This is a genomic window from Caballeronia sp. S22, assembly GCF_964261745.1.
GTDB classification, from domain to species: Bacteria; Pseudomonadota; Gammaproteobacteria; order Burkholderiales; family Burkholderiaceae; genus Caballeronia; species Caballeronia jiangsuensis.
The window spans coordinates 341,951-362,427 of sequence record NZ_OZ180039.1 but is presented as its reverse complement, the minus strand read 5'-3'; the positions used below and the strand labels follow the sequence as shown (position 1 = coordinate 362,427).

General features: G+C 63.6%; 19 protein-coding genes. 5 read left to right on the top strand and 14 right to left on the bottom strand.

The window, feature by feature from the left end; genetic code table 11:
• Positions 1-469 precede the first annotated feature (469 nt).
• Together ACEN42_RS33480 and ACEN42_RS33475 are read left to right on the top strand one after the other, a co-directional pair.
• The gene (locus ACEN42_RS33480) at positions 470-1,681 is read left to right on the top strand and encodes a DUF2252 family protein (RefSeq protein ID WP_371883216.1); all 1,212 of its coding nucleotides are present in this window, start codon (positions 470-472) and stop codon (positions 1,679-1,681) included.
• 106 nt (positions 1,682-1,787) lie between these two features.
• Positions 1,788-3,038, top strand: coding sequence for an MFS transporter (locus ACEN42_RS33475; RefSeq protein ID WP_371882945.1), 1,251 nt, complete (start codon positions 1,788-1,790; stop codon positions 3,036-3,038).
• Positions 3,039-3,256: 218 nt separating this feature from the next.
• Here ACEN42_RS33475 and ACEN42_RS33470 read toward each other — a convergent pair whose 3' ends face one another.
• The 7 genes from ACEN42_RS33470 to ACEN42_RS33440 all read right to left on the bottom strand — a co-directional run bounded on the left by ACEN42_RS33470 (position 3,257) and on the right by ACEN42_RS33440 (position 9,564).
• Positions 3,257-3,568: a hypothetical protein gene (locus ACEN42_RS33470; protein WP_371882944.1), complete on the bottom strand. Its 312-nt coding sequence runs from the start codon at positions 3,566-3,568 to the stop codon at positions 3,257-3,259.
• Complete coding sequence (locus ACEN42_RS33465; protein ID WP_187603336.1) at positions 3,544-5,283, bottom strand: ABC transporter substrate-binding protein; 1,740 nt, start codon at positions 5,281-5,283, stop codon at positions 3,544-3,546. The genes ACEN42_RS33470 and ACEN42_RS33465 overlap by 25 nt, the downstream gene beginning before the upstream one ends.
• 102 nt (positions 5,284-5,385) lie before the next feature.
• The gene (locus ACEN42_RS33460; RefSeq protein ID WP_371882943.1) at positions 5,386-5,667 is read right to left on the bottom strand and encodes a DUF2160 domain-containing protein; all 282 of its coding nucleotides are present in this window, start codon (positions 5,665-5,667) and stop codon (positions 5,386-5,388) included.
• Positions 5,667-6,479: a carbohydrate ABC transporter permease gene (locus ACEN42_RS33455; protein WP_371882942.1), complete on the bottom strand. Its 813-nt coding sequence runs from the start codon at positions 6,477-6,479 to the stop codon at positions 5,667-5,669. Before ACEN42_RS33455 ends, ACEN42_RS33460 begins: the two co-directional genes overlap by 1 nt.
• A complete protein-coding gene (locus tag ACEN42_RS33450; RefSeq protein ID WP_238213146.1) occupies positions 6,469-7,365 on the bottom strand; it encodes a carbohydrate ABC transporter permease in 897 nt (298 codons plus the stop codon). The genes ACEN42_RS33455 and ACEN42_RS33450 overlap by 11 nt, the downstream gene beginning before the upstream one ends.
• Positions 7,362-8,486: an ABC transporter ATP-binding protein gene (locus ACEN42_RS33445; protein ID WP_371882941.1), complete on the bottom strand. Its 1,125-nt coding sequence runs from the start codon at positions 8,484-8,486 to the stop codon at positions 7,362-7,364. The genes ACEN42_RS33450 and ACEN42_RS33445 overlap by 4 nt, the downstream gene beginning before the upstream one ends.
• A complete protein-coding gene (locus ACEN42_RS33440; RefSeq protein WP_238213148.1) occupies positions 8,473-9,564 on the bottom strand; it encodes an ABC transporter ATP-binding protein in 1,092 nt (363 codons plus the stop codon). Before ACEN42_RS33440 ends, ACEN42_RS33445 begins: the two co-directional genes overlap by 14 nt.
• Positions 9,565-10,115: 551 nt before the next feature.
• Here ACEN42_RS33440 and ACEN42_RS33435 point away from each other — a divergent pair.
• The 3 genes from ACEN42_RS33435 to ACEN42_RS33425 are packed head-to-tail and all read left to right on the top strand — an operon-like array spanning position 10,116 to position 12,873.
• Positions 10,116-11,249 (top strand): acyl-CoA dehydrogenase family protein, encoded by a 1,134-nt coding sequence (locus tag ACEN42_RS33435; protein ID WP_238213149.1) that lies wholly within the window; start codon positions 10,116-10,118, stop codon positions 11,247-11,249.
• Between the two features lie 2 nt (positions 11,250-11,251).
• A complete protein-coding gene (locus ACEN42_RS33430; protein ID WP_371882940.1) occupies positions 11,252-12,019 on the top strand; it encodes a 3-ketoacyl-ACP reductase in 768 nt (255 codons plus the stop codon).
• 8 nt (positions 12,020-12,027) lie between these two features.
• Complete coding sequence (locus ACEN42_RS33425) at positions 12,028-12,873, top strand: sugar phosphate isomerase/epimerase family protein (protein ID WP_371882939.1); 846 nt, start codon at positions 12,028-12,030, stop codon at positions 12,871-12,873.
• 4 nt (positions 12,874-12,877) lie between these two features.
• On the opposite strand, the gene ACEN42_RS33420 is transcribed toward ACEN42_RS33425, so the two are convergent.
• From ACEN42_RS33420 to ACEN42_RS33390, 7 genes are read right to left on the bottom strand one after another with little or no spacing between them, the layout of a single operon-like run.
• Positions 12,878-14,467 (bottom strand): acyl CoA:acetate/3-ketoacid CoA transferase, encoded by a 1,590-nt coding sequence (locus ACEN42_RS33420; RefSeq protein ID WP_371882938.1) that lies wholly within the window; start codon positions 14,465-14,467, stop codon positions 12,878-12,880.
• Between the two features lie 13 nt (positions 14,468-14,480).
• Positions 14,481-15,641: an acyl-CoA dehydrogenase family protein gene (locus ACEN42_RS33415; RefSeq protein WP_371882937.1), complete on the bottom strand. Its 1,161-nt coding sequence runs from the start codon at positions 15,639-15,641 to the stop codon at positions 14,481-14,483.
• A gap of 12 nt (positions 15,642-15,653) precedes the next feature.
• Complete coding sequence (locus ACEN42_RS33410; RefSeq protein WP_371882936.1) at positions 15,654-17,201, bottom strand: CoA-transferase; 1,548 nt, start codon at positions 17,199-17,201, stop codon at positions 15,654-15,656.
• 1 nt (position 17,202) lies between these two features.
• Positions 17,203-17,667, bottom strand: a complete 465-nt coding sequence (locus tag ACEN42_RS33405; RefSeq protein ID WP_187603347.1) for a MaoC/PaaZ C-terminal domain-containing protein — start codon at positions 17,665-17,667, stop codon at positions 17,203-17,205.
• Between the two features lie 33 nt (positions 17,668-17,700).
• Positions 17,701-18,519 (bottom strand): aldo/keto reductase, encoded by an 819-nt coding sequence (locus ACEN42_RS33400; RefSeq protein WP_371882935.1) that lies wholly within the window; start codon positions 18,517-18,519, stop codon positions 17,701-17,703.
• Between the two features lie 3 nt (positions 18,520-18,522).
• Positions 18,523-19,281 (bottom strand): enoyl-CoA hydratase/isomerase family protein, encoded by a 759-nt coding sequence (locus tag ACEN42_RS33395; protein WP_371882934.1) that lies wholly within the window; start codon positions 19,279-19,281, stop codon positions 18,523-18,525.
• 11 nt (positions 19,282-19,292) lie between these two features.
• On the bottom strand, positions 19,293-20,459 hold the full coding sequence (locus ACEN42_RS33390) for a dihydrodipicolinate synthase family protein (RefSeq protein ID WP_371882933.1): 1,167 nt from the start codon (positions 20,457-20,459) through the stop codon (positions 19,293-19,295).
• Positions 20,460-20,477 lie beyond the last annotated feature (18 nt).

The following is a 20,477-nucleotide window of genomic DNA, read 5'->3' as shown; positions in this document are numbered from 1 at the left end:
GAACTCTTCCGTGTCGTCCTCGACGGCGCGTGCGTGCGCGCTTCGAGACCCAATCGTCGCTCGGCGCTGCTCGATCGCATGGGGCAATCGCAATGCGGCGGGCTGAAAGCGAAGGAGAGAGCCGCTGGCGTCGCGATCGAGCGAGTACGCGAGTACGCGATTGCGCGAGCGACTATCTGCGAGCACTGGCTGCGTGGATTGGCGGCGGCGGACCGCTGCCAACGGCCGAACGTTTTCTCGGGCCGCCGAACGATGCGTCCGCGGCTATCCGGTCCGACATCGCGGCCGCTATTTCCGGCATCGAGGCAGATTTACGTCAGCTGCAGTCGTTGTCGACGCTGTCGTTCGCACTGGAACAGGTCGGGGGAAATCTGGAGAGCATCACCGGGCACTTTGCCGACCGCGTAAGCCGTTTGGAAGACAACGGCACAGCTCCTGCTCTGCTGATCAGTCACCCACGGCAAACAATATGACCAAGAACAGCGAAACGAACAAGCGGATGCCCGCGCCCGATGACCGACAGGCGCTTCTCAACGAACTGCGCCGTTGCAAGATGGCGCGCTCGCCGCACGCATACGTCAGGGGCAATACAGAACGATTTTACGAGTGGGTGATCGAGGCGAACGGAGACTCGCTGCCTCACGGCCCGGCGATCTGGATTTGCGGCGACTGCCACACCGGCAATCTCGGGCCGATCGCCAATGCGAAAGGCAAAGTGGAGATCCAGATTCGCGACCTCGATCAGACGGTGATCGGCAATCCCGTGCATGACGTCGTCCGCCTGGGATTGTCGCTGGCGACGGCTGCGCGCGGGTCCTCATTGTCCGGCCTGAACGTCGTGCGAATGATCGAGGCGTTGGCTGCCGGATATGAATCGGCGTTCGCAGGTGAGGTCATTGACATCAAACGTCCTGAACCCGTTCACGTAACGATGAAGGAAGCCGTGCGCCGGTCGTGGCAGCATCTCGCGCGTGAGCGCATCGACGATCTGCATCCGGCGATTCCCCTGGGAAAGCGATTCTGGCCTCTTGCCAGAGACGAGCGAAAGGCGATCGAAGCGCTTTTCGCCGACGAAGACATTGCGAGTCTGCCGACCAGCCTGAAGGGTCGCAAAGACTCGGGCGAGGTTGTCGTGCTGGACGCGGCGTATTGGGTGAAGGGTTGCAGTTCCCTCGGCCGTCTGCGCTATGCGGTCCTGCTCGATGTCGATGGTGGCGTCGTGGAAGGCGACGACCTGTGTCTGATGGACATCAAGGAAGGCGTGAAGCCCGCGGCGCCCCGTTATGATGATGTGGCGATGCCGCGCGACAACGCGTTGCGTGTCCTTGAAGGTGCCCGAAACCTTTCGCCGTATCTCGGTGAGCGAATGCGCGCAGCGCGCCTGCTCGATCGCGGAGTGGTTATTCGCGAGTTGTTGCCGCAGGACATGAAGCTCGAGATCGAGGAACTCGGCAAGGATGACGCGATGCACGTCGCGCACTATCTCGCGGCTGTCGTAGGTAAGGCACATGCGCGGCAGATGGACGACGCAACGAAGCGGGAGTGGCGAGCGGAACTCGGTCGCAATCGATCGAAGACCATCGACGCGCCGCCATGGCTTTGGAACAGCATCGTCCAGTTGGTGAGCAACCATGAAGCGGGGTACCTCGAGCATTGTCGGCGTTACGCGACCGGAACTTGACTGTACGATCTAATCCGATTACTCGTTGCGGTCGCGCTCGCTGTGCGTGCTCGGGGGCATGCCTGGCTTTTCTGGTTGGGCAACAGACTCGCGATCTTCGCGCGACATGGAAGACGACCAAATGACCGTAGGGCGTTCGCTGCGTTCGATAAGCGTGATGCGCGCAAAAGGCTTCATGCCGCTCTGGACCGCCGGAGCGGTGTCGACCTCGATGATGTGGCTCGAAATGCTGGCCGCCGCGCTGTTCACCTTCAAGGCGACGAACTCCGCCGTGGACGTTGCGGTGGTTTCTGCCTGCCGAAGTCTGCCGCTACTTCTAAGCGGAGCGGTCATGGGCGTGGTCGCCGAGGCAGTAGACCGGAAGAAGATCGTGTTTTTCGGATTGCTACTGGCGAGCGCTTCGTCGACAACGGTCGCGGTCTTGTCGTTCCTCGGCGCGCTGTCTACGTGGCAACTTTGCGCTGCCGCGTTCGTGAGCGGTGTTGTCTATGCCACCGAGATGCCTGCACGACGGCGCATGATCGCCGAGACGGCAGGTACCGCGAAGGCGTCTCGCGCGGTCGCCATCGACAGCATGACCAACTATGCGACGCGATGCATCGGCCCGTTGCTGGGAGGCTGGATCTACGGAGCGCTCGGCGTCGCTACATCGTACTTTCTCTCTGCGGCGGCTTCTCTTTGCGCCGCCGCGCTCATTTACCGACTCGATACCGTGCAAGTGTCGACCGGGCGGCTTTCCTTGTCCCGGATTGGCGGAGATCTCATCGAAGCAGGGCGTTATGCGCGCGCCAGCAGAACGATCATGGCGCTTCTTACCGTGACGGTTATCACGAATTTGTGCGGTTACAGCTACAACGTTCTGCTGACGCCTCTCGGAAGAGAGACCTTCAACCTGTCGGCCTTGATGATTGGCGTGCTGTCCTCTGCCGAACCGGCAGGTTCCTTTGTCGCCGGCGCGGTGATAGGAAGCGCTCGGATGCGCCGGCACTCTCTTCGCTGGTTGCTGTCGGGATCGATCCTCCTCTTTCTGGCGATAGCGGTTGCCGGATTCGCGAGCTCATACCAATGCCCGGTTGCCTTGCTGCTGCTTGTGCTCTTCATCGGCGGACTCGGGAGCGCCGCGTACAACATTCATCAGACGACCATCGTGATCGAGTCCGTGCCCGGTGCCATGCGCAGCCGTGTCTTCGGCCTCGTGACTGTGGGAATCGGATGTTGGCCAATCGGAACGCTGCTGGCCGGCGCACTTGCAGCAGCGATCGGACCGACCGGAGCGCTGATGCTGTTGGGCTTGACTGGCATCGCTGGTAACGGCCTATTGGCACTCCGTGCAGCGCAGGCTGGATGGCTTCGGTAGTTCGGCTTTCGGCGACGCAAGCGCTGGCGCGACGCCCTTCATCCTCGAATCGAGAGCCGGGCGCGGCGCGATTCGCTCATCGGTGTGCAAGCATGTACTGACGCTTCGGCACGAACGCACGAACGCGACGCGGCTCAAGACGCCAGACTTTGACGACTCCGATGCGGTACGGCGCTACGAAGGCGGCCAAATCCACATGCCGCGCCAGCGGCAGATCTTCAATAGCTACCACCTTCGCTCGTGCGCTGTGAAAGAGAGCGATGCACGGCGCCGGGAAATTGTTTCGAGAAGGGTAGAGCAGGTTGTCGAAGCTCGGTCTGTCCTTCGCTATCAGTCAACCCGTGGATCTGCCCGGACATACGCCGCATGTAACGTCGGCTGGCAAGTAGCGTCTCGACGTAGGCGCCGCGCTGCTGCGGATGCAATTCGTCGACAGGACGCAATAAAAAAATGGCGGCACCATCAAGTGCCGCCTTTTCATAAGCGCCGAGCGCCGTCGGATGACTTACCGCACCTTGCCCGCCTTCCACGCCGACAGCAGTTGCTCGTACTTCACTGTTTCGCCCTTCGGCTTTTCGTTGGCGAGCGCCTTCCACGGCGCGTGTTGGTCCGACAGCCACTTGGACGGATCGCTTTGCGCATTCAGCTCCGGCGCGCAAACCTTCATGCCGGCCCGCTGCAAACGGGACAACACCTGGTCCATTTCCTTCGCGAGGTTATCCATTGCAGCCTGAGGCGTTTTCTCGCCGGCGACGGCGGTGCCGACGTTCTTCCACCAGAGTTGCGCCATCTTCGGATAGTCGGGCACGTTGTTGCCGGTCGGCGTCCACGCGACGCGCGCCGGGCTGCGATAGAACTCGATCAAGCCGCCGTACTTGTCCGCGTTTTTCGTGAAGTAGTCGCTATGGATGTCAGAATCGCGAATGAACGTGAGACCGACAATCGACTTCTTGAGCGACACGCTCTTCGACGTCACGAACTGCGCGTACAGCCACGCGGCGGCGCGCTGATTCGGCGGCGTCGACTTGAAGAACGTCCACGAGCCGACGTCCTGATAGCCGTTTTGCATGCCGTCCTTCCAGTAAGCGCCGTGCGGGGACGGCGCCATGCGCCACTTCGGAGTGCCGTCCGCATTCGTGACGTTGCCCGGCTTGAGCATCGACGCCGTGAACGCGGTGTACCAGAACACCTGTTGCGCGATCCGGCCTTGCGCGGGCACTGGGCCCGCTTCGCTGAAGGTCATGCCCGACGCTTCTGGCGGCGCGTATTTCTTCAGCCAGTTGATGTATTTGGTCGTCGCATAGACTGCTGCCGGGCTGTTAGTGCCACCGCCGCGCGACACCGACGCGCCTACCGCATGACAGCCGTCAGGCGTCACGCGAATGCCCCATTCGTCGACGGGCATGCCATTCGGAATGCCCTTGTCGGCTTCGCCCGCCATGGAAAGCCATGCGTCCGTGAAGCGCCAGCCGAGCGACGGGTCTTTCTTGCCGTAATCCATATGGCCGTAGACTTTTTCTCCGTCGATGGTTTTGACGTCGTTCGTAAAGAACTCGGCGATGTCTTCATACGCGGACCAGTTGACCGGCACGCCGAGATCGTAGCCATATTTCGCCTTGAACTTGTCCTGCAAGTCCTTGCGTGCGAACCAGTCCGCGCGGAACCAGTAAAGGTTCGCGAACTGCTGATCGGGAAGCTGATAAAGCTTTTTGTCCGGCGCGGTCGTAAAACTCGTGCCGATAAAGTCTTTCAGGTCAAGACCGGGGTTCGTATATTCCTTGCCTTCGCCTGTCATGTAATCGGATAGCGGAACGATCACGCCATAGCGATAGTGCGTGCCGATCAGGTCCGAGTCCGAGATCCAGCCGTCGTAAATGCTTTGCCCGGATTGCATCGAGGTCTGCAATTTCTCGACGACGTCGCCTTCCTGAATGATGTCGTGCTTCACCTGAATGCCGGTGATTTCACTGAACGCGGTGGCAAGCGTTTTGGATTCGTAGGTATGCGTGTCGATCGTTTCCGATACGACATGAACCTCCTTGACGCCTTGCGATTTCAGTTTCGCCGCGGTGTCGATGAACCATTTCATCTCGTCCATCTGTTGCTGTTTCGAAAGCGTGCTTGGTTGAAACTCGCTATCCACCCATTTCTGCGCCTCAGGCGTGCCCGCCAGAGCCTGGTTCGCGAAGGCACCAGACACGATGCTTGCCACTGCCAGCGCGACGATCCGTCTCCTCTGATGCATGGTCTTCTCCTGTGTCTTCCGTGCCCCTTCGATCTTGCCGGCACCCGCTGGGGGCATCAGCGGAACCGGCAGTTGTCAGTCTTCATTGCATGCGTCGGCTTTTTAGCCCTTCCACATGATCGCGAGCAACACCAGCACCGAGGCTGCGAAGCCCGGCCAGGAACTCGAGCCCTCGGCGCTGATTGCGAGCCACGCGAGATTCACAAACGCGGCAGTCAGCAGGCCGATGAACAGGCGATCTCCGCGAGTCGTTGCGATAGGCAGAAAGCCCTTGCGTTCATGAGTCGGCGAGCGCAGTTCCCATACCGTCATGCCGCCCAGCATAATGACGATGCAGCCGAAGAAAATGGCCACCTCGGGCGTCCAGTACATCCACGTGAACATCACACTCTCCCCATCGCGAAACCCTTCGCGATGTAGTTGCGCACGAAGTAGATCACCAGCGCGCCGGGAACGATGGTCAGCACGCCCGCCGCCGACAGCACGCCCCAGTCCATGCCGGCCGCCGACACGGTGCGCGTCATCACGGCCGCGATAGGTTTCGCGTTGACCGACGTCAGCGTGCGCGCGAGCAGCAGTTCGACCCAGCTGAACATGAAGCAGAAAAAAGCCGTGACGCCGACGCCCGATTTGATGAGCGGCAGGAAGATCTTCACGAAGAAAGCGGGAAACGTGTAGCCGTCTATGTACGCGGTTTCGTCGATTTCGCGCGAGACGCCCGACATGAAGCCTTCGAGAATCCACACGGCAAGCGGCACGTTAAACAGCATGTGCGCAAGTGCGACGGCAATGTAAGTGTCGGTCAGGCCGACGCTCGAATAGAGCTGGAAAAACGGCAGCAAGAATACGGCGGGCGGCGTCATGCGGTTTGTGAGCAGCCAGAAGAACATGTGCTTGTCGCCGAGAAATCGATAACGTGAGAACGCGTACGCGGCAGGCAGCGCGACCAGCACCGACATCACCGTGTTCATCAGCACGTAGATGATCGAATTGATGTAGCCCCAGTACCACGAAGGATCCGTGAAGATCACCTTGTAGTTTTCGAACGTCACGTGCTGCGGCAGCGTGGCGAACGTCGACATGGTTTCATCGTTTGTGCGCAGGGAGATCGAGAACATCCAGTAAAGCGGAATCAGCGCGAACAGCATATAGACGACGAGCATCAACGTCCGCATCCAGCGGCGCTTATCCTGCATGGTCGTCTCCTTGCGCGGCGGGGCCACCTTTGCCCACGCGGCTCATCCAGTTATAGAGAATGAAGCACAGCAGCAGAATGATCAGGAAATAGATCAGCGAGAAAGCCGCGGCCGGGCCAAGATCGAACTGGCCGACCGCTTTTTGTGTCAGATACTGACTGAGGAAGGTTGTGGAATCGCCGGGACCGCCGCCTGTCAGCACGAACGGCTCGGTATAGATCATGAAGCTGTCCATGAAGCGCAGCAGCACGGCGATCATCAGCACGCCGCGCATCTTCGGCAATTCGATGTAGCGGAATACCGCAAAACGGCTTGCGCCATCTATTTCCGCAGCCTGATAGAAGGCGTCCGGAATCGCGCGCAAGCCCGCATAGCAGAGCAGCGCGACGAGCGGGGTCCAGTGCCAGATGTCCATCACCAGCACGGTGAGCCATGCGGCCGTGGGACTCGCCGTGTAGTTGTAGTCGAAGCCAAGACTATTGAGCCAGTAACCGAGCAGTCCGATATCCGGGCGCCCGAAGATCTGCCAGATCGTGCCCACCACATTCCATGGAATCAGCAACGGCATGGCAAGCACGACGAGCGTGGCCGACGCGCGCCATCCCGAAGCCGGCATCGAAAGTGCGAGGCCCACGCCCAATGGAATCTCAAACAGCAGAACGCACGCGGAGAAAATGACCTGTCTGCCGAGCGCTTCGCGCAAATCCGGATCGGTCATGATGTTGCGAAACCACTCCGTACCGACGAACACATGCTGCGTCGGGCCGATGATGTCCTGCACCGAATAGTTGACCACCGTCATTAGCGGCAGGATCGCGGAGAACGCGACGCAGATGAACACAGGAATGACCAGCAACCACGCTTTCTGATTGACGGGCTTGTTCATCGCGCGGCCTCATCGGAGATGCGTGTCTCGATTCTTTCGTCGTTGCAGAAGAACACGGTTTCAGGCGCAATGAGATGCAGCCAGGCGGGTCCGTCGACAATCCGCACATGCGGCTCGAGCCTCGCATTGAACACATTGCCGTCGCATTGCGCGGTAACCAGTTGATAGTTGCCGAGCTGCTGCGCGCGCAGCACCCGCGCGTTGACCGCGCCGGCTCCTCCTTCCTGCGAAAGGCGGACGAATTCCGGGCGAATCCCCAGTTTAAGCGCGCCGTTTGCCTGCTGATGCGCGGCACGTAGCGTCGCAAGCGTGCCGGCGTCGAGCGGCAAGCGCTGCGAGCCGATTTTTGCGCCGTCGGCATCGAGCTCGATCGGACAGAGATTCATGCCCGGACTGCCGATGAAGTAGCCAACAAAAGCGTGATCGGGCCGCAGAAAAAGCGCGTCGGCTCCGCCTTTCTGAACGACGCGGCCATTTGTCATGACCACGACTTCATCGGCGAAAGTCAGCGCCTCTACCTGATCGTGCGTCACGTAGATAAGCGTGAGCTTGAGTTGCTGGTGGATCTTCTTCAACTGCCGGCGCAGGATCCACTTCATCGCGGGATCGATCACGGTCAACGGTTCGTCAAAGAGAATCGCCGCGACGTCCTTTCGCACGAGGCCGCGCCCGAGCGAGATTTTCTGCTTGGCGTCGGCGGCCAGATTGCTCGCCTTGCTCGGCAGGTCGTGCGTCATATCGAGAATATCCGCGACTTCGTGCACGCGCTTCGTGACTTCGGCGGCTGACATCTTGCGATTGCGCAGCGGAAACGCGAGGTTGTCGAACACGGTCATCGTGTCGTAGACCACGGGGAACTGGAACACCTGGGCGATGTTGCGCTGGCGCGCGCCGAGCGCCGTCACGTCGCGTCCGTCGAACAGCACCTTGCCCTCCGACGGCCTGACGAGCCCCGACACGATGTTCAGCAGCGTGGTCTTGCCGCAACCCGATGGCCCGAGCAACGCATAAGCGCCGCCGGAATCCCAGACCATGCTCATGGGTTGAAGCGCGTAGTCGTCGAGCGTCGCGGGGCTCGGTCTGTACGCGTGCGCGAGGTTCTGGAACTCAATGCACGCCATAAGCCGCCTCCGGGCTGGACACCAGTTGAGTGTCCGCGCCGAACACAAACAGTTCGTCAGGGTCGATGAAAACGTCGAGTTGCGTGCCGAGCTCGATCTGATGCACGCCCTGCAACTGCGCGACCAGGTCGACCGCGCCGGTCAGCGTGCGCAAGTGCAGGTACGTTTCCGAGCCGCTCAGTTCAGCGAGTTCGAGCCGGCACGGAACAGCGATCGCATTAGAGGCTTTCGCCTGAAGACGCAGGTGTCCCGGCCGGATGCCGATGCGGCATGCGCCGTTCGCAGCGGGACCGTGCCGGACTGGAACCTCCACGCCTATCGGCAGACGCGCGCGGCCGTTGCCGCAGTCGCTCGTCAGCATGTTCATCGGCGGGTCGTTGAAAACGGCCGCGGCCGCGATGTTGACCGGGGCGTTATACACATCGAGAGTGGGACCGAACTGCAGAACCCGGCCTTTATCGACGATTGCCGTATAGCCGCCCAGCAGTAGCGCTTCGAGAGGCTCCGTGGTCGCGTAGACGACGGTTGTCTTGCCGTCAGCGAAAAGCGTCGCCAGTTCCATGCGCAATTCCTCGCGCAATTTGTAATCGAGATTCACGAGCGGCTCGTCGAGCAGCACCAGCGACGTGCGCTTCACGAGCGCACGCGCGAGCGCGCAGCGCTGCTGCTGGCCGCCCGACAGTTCACCTGGCCGCCGCTCCAGCAAATGGTCGATATGCAGTTTGGCGGCGACCTCCTGCACGCGCCGGCGGATTTCGGCAGGGTCGGTTTTTTGCAGGCGCAAAGGCGAGGCGATGTTCTCGGAAACCGTCATCGCCGGATAGTTGATGAACTGCTGATAGACCATCGCGAGATTGCGCTGGCGCACGCTGACGCCTGTCACGTCCTGGCCGTCGACGAGCACTCGGCCGCCGTTCGGCCTGTCCAGACCCGCCATCACGCGCATCAAAGTGGTTTTGCCGGCCTGGGTGGGTCCGAGAAGCACATTGATGGCGCCTGGGACGAGGCGCAAATCCACGCCGTACAGATACGGTTGCCCGCCAGAAACGACACTGACTCGCTCCAGTTCCAGGACCAAATCGCTCTCCTTTGCGGCGTGCGCGACGCCAGCCGCAGAAGCCGGCGCTTTAAGGTGGCGTCAATTGGATTGCACTTGGATTACATGCAGCAGCCAAAATGTCCCTTTTGTTGGTTTGCGTTTAAATCGGGGTAAACCTTACGACAGGATGAAATAGAGAGCATCCTCGGCGGGTTGGGGGGAAATCGCGACGAGATTGGTTGAGATCCAGCGTTGACTTGATTGCCGACACGCGACGGCGACGATCATGCAAAGGGCGTCTGACCTGCTACCTGCGGCGCACGCGGACCGGGAAAAAAGGCAGAACCTGGGGTGCAATCCAGGAAGGCTAAATAGGATGGCAGCACCGAGTTTTGTTAATACGATTTTCTGTATCGCAAAGATACTCGGCGGGCTAAAAGTCGCTGTCAGCCGGCGTTTAAAAAGACCGATCCTCGACCCAGTCCTACATCCAAAACCTCCTCCATGACCCGCTTGCTAGATCGATCTAACAGGCATACAGTAACGTCACGTCAGCACAGCGAACACCGCGCATAACCAAGGGAGACGAGGTGATTCTTTCCACCGAGCATCAGCAAGTCGCGGACATGGCCCGGCGCTTCTCCAACGAAGTCATCCGGCCCGAAGCAGAGCGGCTGGACCGCGAAGAGTGCTTTCCGGCCGAGATATACCGGCAGATGGGCGAGACCGGCCTCTTCGGCATCACCGTGCCCGAGTCGATGGGCGGCGCGGGGCTCGACTGCCTCGCGTATTCAATCGTCATGGAAGAGCTGAGCCGCGGCTATTCGTCGGTGGCGGATCAGTGCGGGCTGGTCGAACTGCTCGGCACGCTGCTCGGCAAGCACGGCACGCCCGCGCAGATCGACCGCTGGCTCGGCTCGCTGGTGCGCGCGGAATCGAAGGGCGCGTACTGCATCACCGAGGCCGGGGCGGGGAGCGACGTATCCGGCGTAAAGACCACGGCCGTGCGCGATGGCGACGGCTGGTCGCTCAGCGGCTCGAAACTGTGGATACACAACGCGCCCGTCGCGGACGTGGCCCTCGTGCTTGCACGCACCGACCCCGACGCGGGCAAACGCGGCATGAGCATCTTCATCGTGGATTGCGCGTCGAAGGGCGTATCGCGCGGGCCGAAAGAGCACAAGCTCGGGCAGCGCGCATCGCAGGTAGGGGAACTGCATTTCGACGATGTGAAACTTCCCGCCGACGCACTGCTCGGCACTGAAGGGCGCGGCTTTCACATGATGATGAGCGTGCTCGAAAAAGGACGTGTGGGCATCGGCGCGCTGGCCGTAGGCATCATGCAGGCGGCGCTGGAGGCGGGCATCGAACAGGCGAAGATGCGCAAGCAGTTCGGCCAGCCGATCGCCGAGTTTCAGGCCATCCAGTTCATTCTCGCCGACATGGCCAAGGACACCGAAGCAGCGCGCCTGCTCGTGCGCTCCGCGGCATCGAAAATGGATTCGGGCGTCGAGGCGACCGTCGCCGCGTCGATGGCGAAATGCTTCGCCGGGGACGCCGCCGTGCAGCACACGAGCAACGCCATCCAGATTTTCGGCGGCAGCGGCTACATTCGCGGCTATGAAGTCGAACGTCTCTATCGCGACGCCAAGATCACGCAAATCTACGAAGGCACGAACCAGATTCAGCGGATCATCATCGCGCGTCAATTGCTGAAGGCATGACCATGAGCAGAACCGCAATCGTCACCGGCGCCTCGCGCGGGATCGGGCGCGCCGTCGCGCTCTCGCTCGCCGCCGAAGGCTTCGATATCGCCGCCATCGCCTTGAACGACGCCGACCGGCTGCGCGCGCTCGAAGCCGAAGTCGAAGCGCTCGGGCGCCGTTGCGCGAGCTTCGATCTCGATATCGGCGATATCGACGCGCACGCGGGCGTGCTCGCCGCGATCAACGCGCGCTTCGGCGACATCGACTGCCTGGTGAACAACGCGGGTGTGTCCGTGCTGAGCCGCGGCGATCTGCTCGACGTGAACGCGCAAAGCTACGACCGCTGCTTCGACATCAACACGCGCGGCACGTTCTTTCTGACGCAGGCCGTCGCCAGGTCGATGACAGCGCAAGCGCCGGCCGCCGAAGGCGCGCGCAGCATCGTGTTCGTGACATCGTCGAATGCGGTGGTGGCGAGTGTCGAACGCGGCGAATACTGCATGTCCAAAAGCGCCTCGTCGATGGCCGCGCGTCTGTTCGCGCTGCGGCTGGCGTCGCATGGCATCGGCGTATTCGAGGTGCAGCCCGGACTGATCCTCACGGAGATGACCGCGCCGTCGAAGGGCAAGTACGATGCGCTGATCGCCGAAGGCATGACCGCCACGCCGCGCTGGGGCCAGCCCGAAGACGTGGCGCGCGTGATCCGCACCATGGCGGCGGGACTGCTGCCGTACACGGTGGCGCAGGAAGTGCGCGTCGATGGTGGGCTGATGATCCAGCGCTTCTGAGGAACACCATGCGCGACTTGAACGGACGCGGCGATCTCTGCTGCATCAATACCGGCACGCTGGGTTACCGCGAGCCGATCGAGATGACGGCCGCGCGCATCGCCGGGCAAGGTTTCGGCTGGATCACGCCGTGGCGTCAGGAAATCGACGAGACGAAGCCGCAGGCCGCAGCCAGCGCCATTCGCGCCGCGGGCCTCAAGGTCAACGCGTATTGCCGCACCGCGTATTTCGCGGCGAACGACGCGGCGGGGCGTCGCGCGGCGATCGATTCCAACCGCCGCGCGCTGGAAACCGCCGCCGTGCTCGGCGCGCCGGTGCTGGTCGCGGTGGTGGGCGGTCTGCCGCCCGGTTCGCGCGATATCGACGATGCACGCGCGCAAATTCTCGACGGCCTCGCCGCGTTGCAGCCGGCCATGCAGGAGACGGGCGTGCGCGTCGCGCTGGAGCCGCTGCATCCCGTCTATGCCGCCGACCGCAGCCTGCTCAACACGCTCGATCAGGCGCTCGACTGGTGCGACACGCTCGATCCGTCGCGCGAGGGACATTTCGGCGTAGCCATCGACGCTTATCACGTGTGGTGGGACCCGGCGCTGATGCCGGCCATCGCGCGGGCGGCGGGGCGCATACTCGCGCTGCATGTCTGCGACTGGCTCGTCGAAACGCGCGATCCGCTTCAGGACCGCGGCATGATGGGCGATGGCGTGATCGACCTTCGCCGTCTGCGTGCGGCGGTGGAGAGCGCCGGTTTCGACGGTCCCGTCGAAGTGGAGATCTTCTCGCGGCTCGACTGGTGGGCGCGCCCCGCCGACGAGACCTTACGCATCTGCCGCGAGCGCCTGTTCGCGTGCTGCTGAGTGTCTACGAGCGCTCGCGCGGCTTGAGCCGGAGTCCGAACGGCGCATCGGTGAAGAGCGCGGCGTCCATTGTGCGGAGATCGGGCGCGACCTTCAGCGCGATCTCGGCCTGGTCGAGTATGTCGCGTCGCAGGTCCACGCCGGGCGCGATTTCACACACGGTCAGACCGTCGTCCCTCGACTCGATGACGCAGCGCTCCGTCACGTACGTCACGCGCTGCCCGCGCTCGCGTCCGATACGGCCGCTGAACGTGATCTGTTCGGCGGTTCGCACGAACTTGCGCGTGCGGCCTTCCGCGAGAATCGAAAGCGTGCCGCCGCCCACATCGAGTTTCGCGCCGGCCGTGAAGAAGCCCGAAAACACGATGCGTTTCGCATGCGCGGTGATATCGACGAAGCCGCCGCAACCGGCAGTCAGATACGGCTTCGACCCGAGCCGCGACACGTTCACGCTGCCGTCGCCATCGACCTGAAGAAAGGACAGCAGCGCGATATCGAATCCGCCGCCCTGAAAATACGTGAACTGATTCGGCGACGCCACGATGGCATCCGCGTTCGACGCGCAACCGAACGCGAATCCGAGCAAGGGCACGCCACCGACCGCGCCCTGTTCGATCGCCCACGTCACCTCGCCATGCAGTCCTTCTTCCAGCAGAATGCGCGGCACATTCGCCGAAATGCCGAAGCCGAGATTGGCCGCGTAGCCGTGTGCGAGTTCCATCGCGGCGCGGCGGGCGATGACCTTTTCCGGGCCCCAGGGCGTGCTGTCGAACGCACTCATCGGCAACGAGACTTCGCCGCTGATGGCGGGATCGTACGGCGTTTGCGTGGTCTGCCACTGATCCGCATCGACGACGATGTAATCGACCAGATTGCACGGCACGCGGACGTCCTGCGGCCGCAGCGTGCCGGACCTCGCCACGCGCTTGACCTGCGCGATCACGATGCCGCCGCTGTTGCGCGCGGCCAGTGCCTGATCGATGCCGCCCAGAAGCGCGCCTTCGTGCTCGTATGAAAGATTGCCGGCTTCGTCGGCGGTGGTCGCGCGAATGATCGCCACGCGCGGCGCGATGGCCGGGAAATACAACCAGTCGCCGCCATCGAACGACACCTTGCGCACGATCGGCTTCGCGCGCGCGGCAGCGTTCATCGCGCAGCCTTGCAGTTCGGGATCGACGAACGTGCCCATGCCGACTTTCGTCAGCACGCCGGGGCGGCGCGCGGCGGCGTCACGGTGCATGTCGAAGAGGATGCCGCTCGGAACGTTGTACGCCTCGATCTCGTTGTCGACGATCATGCGCCATACGTTGGGCATCGGCAGCGACGACGGCCCGCTCGGATACGATCCGGCCAGCGTGCGCGCGAGCAGCCCGCGCTGCGCGAGATGATCGATGCCCTTTACGCCGTACATGTCGCCCGCCGCGATCGGATTCAGCGTCGTGATGCCGCGCGGCCGTCCCTCGAGTTCGAAGCGCGCGCCGATGGCCGCCAGCACCTTGTCGGGACAGCCCAGGCCGCTGGACGAACTGATGCTGACGATATCGCCGTCGTGAAGCAGTTGCGCGGCTGCGTCGGCGGAAATGACCTTGCCCATGGCGATGTCCGTCCTAGCGGTGAAGATCGAACAACGCCGCGCCGCGCTTCATCGCATGACGCGCGATGATGCCGCGATGAATCTCCGACGTCCCGTCGAAGATGCGGTAGACGCGCGCATCGCGGTAATAACGTTCGATGGCCAGCTCCTTGCAGAAGCCCATGCCGCCGAACACCTGCACCGCGCGGTCCACCACGCGGCCGAGCGTTTCCGACGCCTGCACCTTGACCATCGAGATCCACGCGCGCGCGTCCTGCCCGGCGTCCATCATCGCGGCGGTGTTGAGCAGCATGAGACGCGCCGCGCTGATCTCCATGACGCTGTCGGCGATGAGTTGCTGGATCATCTGAAAGTCGCCGATGCGCGTGCCGAACTGCCGCCGCTCGCCCGCATACCCGATCATCATCTCCAGGACGCGCGTGGCCTTGCCGATGCCGCGCGCGCCGATCAGCGCGAGTCGCACGCGGCCGAGCATGTTCATCGCCAGTCTGAAACCTTCGCCCTGGTTTCCGATGAGCGCCATCGGTTCCAGCGGGACATCGTCGAAGAAGAGTTCGTGATGCGGCGTGCCGCGCAGGCCCATCATCTGCTGATCCTTGCCGAGCGTGAAGCCGGGCAGGTTCTTGTCCACCGCGAACAGCGAGATTTCCTTCTCGCCGGTGCGCGCCGAGACGAGGAAGAAGTCGCTCCATTGCGCATCGCTGATGAAGTGCTTGCTGCCGTTGAGCACCCAGCCGGACGCCGTCTTGCGCGCAGTGGTTCTGATGCCCTGTGCGTCCGAACCCGCGCCCGTTTCGGTGATCGCGAGCCCGCACGTGCGCTCGCCCTCGACCGATGGCCTGAGCCAGCGGTCGATCTGTTCGCCTTCGCAGGCGAGCAGCGCGTCGTAGACGTTGCCGAACGCGCGCCGCACGAGAATGTCCGAGCTATGGCCGAACTGCTCCTCGCAGAGCATCGAATCGACGGTATTCAGGCCGCCGCCGCCCAGTTCGGCGGGCATGTTGACCGCGTATAGCCCGAGCGCGCGGGCGCGCTTTTGCAAACCCCGCGCGATGTCGCGCGGCAGCGCGCCTTCGTCTTCCACTTGCTGTTCGAGCGGCTGCAACTCGGCGCGCACGAAGCGCCGCGCCGTCTCGATCATCATCTTCTGCGTGTCGCCGAGCGTGAAATCCATCGATATCTCCGGTCAGCCTTCGCTGGAAGCCGCCGCGTGCGACGCCTGCTCCGCGCGCTCGCGCAGCGACGGATGCAGCGCCACTTCGAACGGCATGCGCTCGAGCACGTCGCGCACGAGGTCCACGCCCGGCGCGACTTCGATCAGCCGCAAGCCCTCGGCGGCGAGTTCGAACACGGCGCGCTCGGTGATGTAGATCACCTGCTGGCCGTCGGCGCGCGCCCGCCTGCCGCTGAACGTGATGTGGCGCACCTGCGGCACGAGCTTCGGCACCGCGCCGTGGCGGCGGATATGCACCTGTCCGTCCGCGAGTTCCACGTCCAGTCCCTTCGCTTCGAACGTGCCGCAAAACACGACCTTGCGCGTGCGCTGCGTGATATCCACAAAGCCGCCCGGCCCGACGATGTTCTCACCGAGCCACGACACGTTGACGTTGCCTTGCGCATCCAGTTCGCCCATGCCCAGAAAGGCGATGTCGATGCCGCCGCCGCTGAAGAAATCGAACTGGTCGTTGGACTTGAGGATGGCGCTCGCATGGCGCGTCGCGCCGAACAAATCGCCGCCGAGAAGCTCGCCATTGTGGGAGCCCTGCTCGATGACCGTCCAGCTGATATCGACGCCCGCTGCGTGCGCCACGGCCGGAATGCCGTCGGGCAGGCCGTACCCGAAGTTGACGCACGCGCCCGGCACCAGCTCTTGCGCGGCGCGCTTCGCGATGATGTAGCGGATGCCCTGCGGCAAGGCGGGCGGCGTGCGCATGTCCGGCGCGGGCAGCTCGCCGCTGATGGCGGGATCGTAGGCTGCGCCGGTCGTCTGCTTCTGTTCGGCGTGGACGCAGATGTCGTCGACGAGCACGCCCGGCACCGTCACCGCGCGCGCGGGCGTGATCGGCGCCGCCGATACGTCGCGGACCTGCGCGAACACGCGGCCGCCGCCATTGTGCGCGGCAAGCGCGGCGGCGAACGCATCGATGTCGGCGGGTTCCTCGCGTGACGTGAGATTGCCCTGCATGTCCGCAGTCGTGCCGCGCACGATCGCGAAATCGATCTCGAACGGCTTGTACCAGAGCAGTTCCTTGCCGCCCAGCGTGATGACTTCGACGAGATCGTCGCGTGCGCGGGCGTTGACGCGGCCGCCGCCGTGACGCGGATCGGCGAACGTGTCCAGCCCGATGTGCGTCACCAGTCCATGCCGCCCCGCGCCCGCTTCGCGGATCAGCGTCTGAATGACGCCCGCGGGCATGGTGTACGCTTCGACGCGCTCTTCGCGGGCGAGCTTCTGCATCGGCTTGGACCAGGTCCAGTGACCGCCGACGACGCGCTTCACCATGCCTTCGTGCGCGAAGCGGCTTACGCCGCTGAAGAGCCCGTCGCCGATGCCGAGTCCGTGAATCAGCGTGAGATCGCGCGGATGCCCGGTCGCCAGAAAGCGCCGCTCGATGGCCGACGTGATGTGATCGGGTTCGACCAGACCGCCGCCCGAGCCGCTCAATACGACGACAGCGCCATCGAAAATTGCGGCGGCCATGACGTCCGGATCAGTCAGGTTTGCACGTTTCATTTCATTGTTCCTCGTGGCCCGTCCGCGCGCCCGTGCGGACCATCAGCACATTGATGCCGTCCTGGATCAGCACGCCGTCCTGGTTGCGCACTTCCACTTGCAGACGCACGATGCCGCGATCGCCGCGCCGCGTCGGCCGCTTGTCGAGCACGGCGATGCGCCCCTGAATCCTGTCGCCGATCAGCACCGGCTTGTGAAAGCGATACGTCCATTCGAGCGTCGCGACGGCGGCCAGTCGCGTGGCCGCGCGATTCTTCAGGCCGTCGACCATCGCGAGGCACAGGAGGCCATGCGCGACGCGCCCCGAAAAGCCGACGCCGCGCGCGAATTCGTCGTCCATGTGGACATCGAAGAAATCGCCCGAAATGCCTGCGAACTGGACCACGTGGCTTTCCGTCACCACGATGCCCGATGTCGCGAAGGCGAGACCCGGTTCGATCTCCTCGTAAAGCAGGGAATGGCTCATGTCGTTGTCCTTGTCGGCTATCCTGCGTCGCAGTCAGTCGAATTCCGGCGCATGCGGCACCCGATCCCGATTGACGATGCGGTGATTCATCGCGTTCAGCGCGTCGATGCGTTCCATGTCGACGCTCGACAGCGTGAAGTCCATCACGTCGAAATTGGCCTCGATGTTCTTGCGCTGCGTGGACATGGTGTTGATCGGCACGCCTTTCTGGAGAATCCAGCGCAGCACGACCTGCGCGGCGCTCCTGCCGTATTGCGCGCCGATCTCGCCGAACAGCGGATACTTGAAGACTTCGCCGCGCGCGACCGAGCAATACGAGGACAGCGGAATGCCGGTTTCGGTCGCGGCGCGCAGCAAGACGCGCTGGTCCAGCAGCGGATGAAACTCGACCTGATTCGTGACGAGCGGCAGCGCCGTCGCGGCGCGGGCGGCGCGCATCATCGCGGCGGTGAAGTTGCTCACGCCGATATGCCGCGTCAGTCCCGCGCGCTGCGCCTGCTCGAGCCTTCGCACCGAAGGCCCGACATCGCCATCGGCGGGCGGCCAGTGCAGCAGGAGCATGTCGACCTGTTCGACCTTCAGCTTGTCGAGGCTTTCGCGCAGCGCCGGCATGAAGCGTTCGTCGGAATCGTTGGCGGGCGCGATTTTCGTGGTGATGCACAACTCGTCGCGCGGCACGCCGATCGCACGCAGCGCCGAGCCGACGCCGATTTCGTTGTCGTAGAGCTGCGCGGTGTCGATCGCGCGATAACCCGTTTCGATGGCGGCGGCGAGGGCGTCGTGCAGTTGCCGGCCCTGTAGCGGCCACGTGCCGAACGAGCGTTGATGCGTGCGCTGGAAGAGAACGTTCATGGTTTAGAAGACAGCGGTGGTTTTAGCGAAGAAGGCGTCGATGCCGCGTTGCGCGTCGGCGCTGTTGCGCACGTCGAGCGCGGCTTGCGGATAGGCGATGCGCGCGTCCTTGGCATCATCGAGAATCAGCGCCTTGGCGGAGGCGGCAGCGCGCGGCGACACCTCGCACAGCCGCGCGGTCCAGTCGGCGAGGTGTGCGCCGGCGCCTTGCGGCGCGCAGACGGCATTGAGGACGCCCCATTGCAGCGCGGTCGGCGCATCGATCTCGCGCGACAGCAGCACGGCTTCGAGCGCACGCGCGCGCCCCGCGATGCGCTGCAGGCGCTCGCCGCCTTCCCAGCCGGGAATCGCGCCGATGGCCACTTCCGGAAAGCGCAGCCGCGCGGCGCTCGTGGCGAGCCGCAGATCGCAGCACAGCGCAAGCTCCAGCCCGCCGCCGAAGCACAATCCTTCGATCAGCGCGACGCTCGGGCAGCGCAGGCGCTCGAAGCGCCGGAACGTTTCGTTGCCTTCGCCGACCCATTTGCGCGCGAACACCTCCGGCTCCAGCGCGGACCATTCGCCGATGTCCGCGCCCGAACTGAACGCGCCGCCTTCGGTGCCGCGCAGCACGACGGCGCGAATGCGTTCGTCTTCTTCGATGTGCGCAATCTGCTCGTCGAGCGCGGCGAGTATCGCGAAGTCGAGCGCGTTCGCCTTGCGCGGATTGCTCAGTTCCAGCGTGAGCACGGCGCCGTCGCGGCGCGCGATAAGTTGTCCCATCGAATGTCTCCTCAGTCCTGGGACACGCCGTAGACGGCGAGAAAGCGCTTCATGCGCGCGACCGCGAGTTCCGGTTGGCGCAGCAGGCCGGCGGCATCGGCGAGTTTGAAGAGATCGACGAAATAGGGCAGAGGGCGCATGGCCTGATGGCCCGCGAGCATCGTCATATGCGATTGATGGCCGTTCAGGAACGCGAGAAAGACAATGCCCGTCTTGTAGAAGCGCGTCGGCGCGCGAAAGATGTGGCGCGACAGCGGCACCGTGGGCGCGAGAATGGCGTGGAAGCGTTCGCGACGTCCCGCCGCGAGTTCGGCGAGCGCGGCCGACGCGGCGGGCGCGATGCCATCGAAGATGCCGAGCAGCGCGTGCGAATAGCCCGCTTCGTCGCCGGCGATCAGTTCCGGGTAATTGAAGTCGTCGCCCGTGTACATCTTCACGCCGGCGGGCAGCAGGCGGCGCATGTCGATCTCGCGCTGCTTGTCGAGCAACGAGACCTTGATGCCGTCCACCTTCGCGGCGGATTCGCGCATGACTTCGAGCGCCACGTCGCGGGCGGCGGTGAGATCGTCCGTGCCCCAGTAGCCGGCGAGCGCGGGATCGAACATGTCGCCGAGCCAGTGCAGGATAACCGGCTGCTCCACCTGCGCCAGCACCCGGCGATACACCGTCGCATAGTCCTCCGGCGTTCGCGCGATGCGGGCCAGCGCGCGGCTCGCCATCAGGATCAGCCGGCTGCCGGCCGTCTGGATGGCATCGACCTGTTGCAGATACGCGCTGATGACGGCATCGAGCGAATCGACGGATGCGGGATCGAGATGGTCCGTGCCGCAGCCGTTGAAGATCGGCACGCGGGCGTCGGCGAGTTCCGCGCGCGTGCGGCGAATCAGTTGCAGCGCTTCCTGCCAGCTCAGGCCCATGCCGCGCTGCGCGGTGTCCATCGCTTCGGCGATGCCGAGTCCGAGCCCCGCGAGATAGCGGCGATATTCGAGCGTCTTGTCCCAGTCGATCCGGCCGCCGTCGCAAGGATCGGCGTTCGCGAACGGATCGGCCACCACGTGCGCCGCCGACAGCGCGATCCGGTTGAAGGGCGCGGCATTGGGCACATCGGGGAGCGGCGTGCCGGCGAGCGTATAGCGTTCCAGCGCACCGGAAGAGGTAGGCAGTTCGAGGCTGTTCATGTCGCGTTACTCGCGCTT